We start from the raw sequence: 1,293 nt of genomic DNA on the forward strand, positions 1-1,293 counted from the left end.
CCATGATCGGGAACAGGTCGGTCAGGTAGTCGCGCAGTACGTTGCCGGTCACCGAGATGGTGTCTTTGCCTGCGCGGGTGCGCTGCAAGGTGTACTTCATCGCGTCGACCGGCGCCATGATCTGGATGTCCAGACCGGCAGTGTCGTGATCCTTCAGGTAAGCCTGAACTTTCTCGATCACCACGCCATCGTGGGCGCGCATCGGGTCCAGCCAGAAGATCGCTGGTGTGCTGCTTGCGCGAGCACGGTTGACGGCCAGCTTGACCCAGTCCTGGATCGGCGCGTCTTTGGTCTGGCACATGCGGAAGATGTCGCCGGCTTCAACCGACTGTTCCAGCAGCAGGGTGCCATTGGTGTCGGTCACGCGGACAACGCCGTTGGTCTTGATCTGGAACGTCTTGTCGTGGGAACCGTACTCTTCGGCCTTTTTCGCCATCAGGCCAACGTTCGGCACGCTGCCCATGGTGGTTGGGTCGAAGGCGCCGTTGGCCTTGCAGTCTTCGATCACCGCCTGGTAGATGGTGGCGTAGCAGCGATCCGGGATCACAGCCTTGGTGTCGTGCAGCTGGCCGTCGGTGCCCCACATTTTGCCGGAGTCACGGATCATCGCCGGCATCGAGGCGTCGACGATGACGTCGCTCGGCACGTGCAGGTTGGTGATGCCTTTGTCGGAGTTGACCATCGCCAGCGACGGACGAACGGCGTAGACCGCCTGGATGTCGGCTTCGATCTGCGCTTGCTGCTCGGCCGGCAGGGCCTTGATGCGAGCGTACAGATCGCCGATGCCGTTGTTCAGGTTGAAGCCGATCTGTGCCAGCACGTCAGCGTGCTTGGCCAGTGCGTCTTTATAGAACTCGGCAACGATCTGGCCGAACATGATCGGGTCGGAAACCTTCATCATGGTCGCTTTCAGGTGAACCGACAGCAGCACGCCTTGTGCCTTGGCGCTTTCGATTTCAGCGGCAATGAATGCGCGCAGAGCGTTTTTGCTCATGACGGCGCAGTCGAGGATCTCGCCAGCCTGAACGGTGGTCTTTTCTTTCAGGACGGTGGTGGTGCCGTCTTGAGCGATCAGTTCGATCTTCACGGCGCCAGCGGCGTCGATCAGGGCAGCTTTTTCGCTGCCGTAGAAATCACCGGTGCTCATGTGCGCAACGTGGGACTTGGAGTCAGCAGCCCAGGCGCCCATCTTGTGCGGGTGTTTGCGCGCGTAGTTCTTGACCGACAGCGGGGCGCGACGGTCGGAGTTGCCTTCACGCAGAACCGGGTTCACGGCGCTGCCCTTGACCTTGT

At 61.0% G+C, this 1,293-nt stretch carries 1 protein-coding gene; it reads right to left on the reverse strand.

Annotated elements, in window-relative coordinates; genetic code table 11:
- Nucleotides 1–1,293: NADP-dependent isocitrate dehydrogenase (locus D8V06_RS02435; protein ID WP_177434331.1), on the reverse strand; the 1,293-nt coding region annotated here is incomplete at both ends.

Source organism: Pseudomonas sp. Sample_24 (genome assembly GCF_004307605.1).
In the GTDB taxonomy this organism is placed as follows: Bacteria; Pseudomonadota; Gammaproteobacteria; order Pseudomonadales; family Pseudomonadaceae; genus Aquipseudomonas.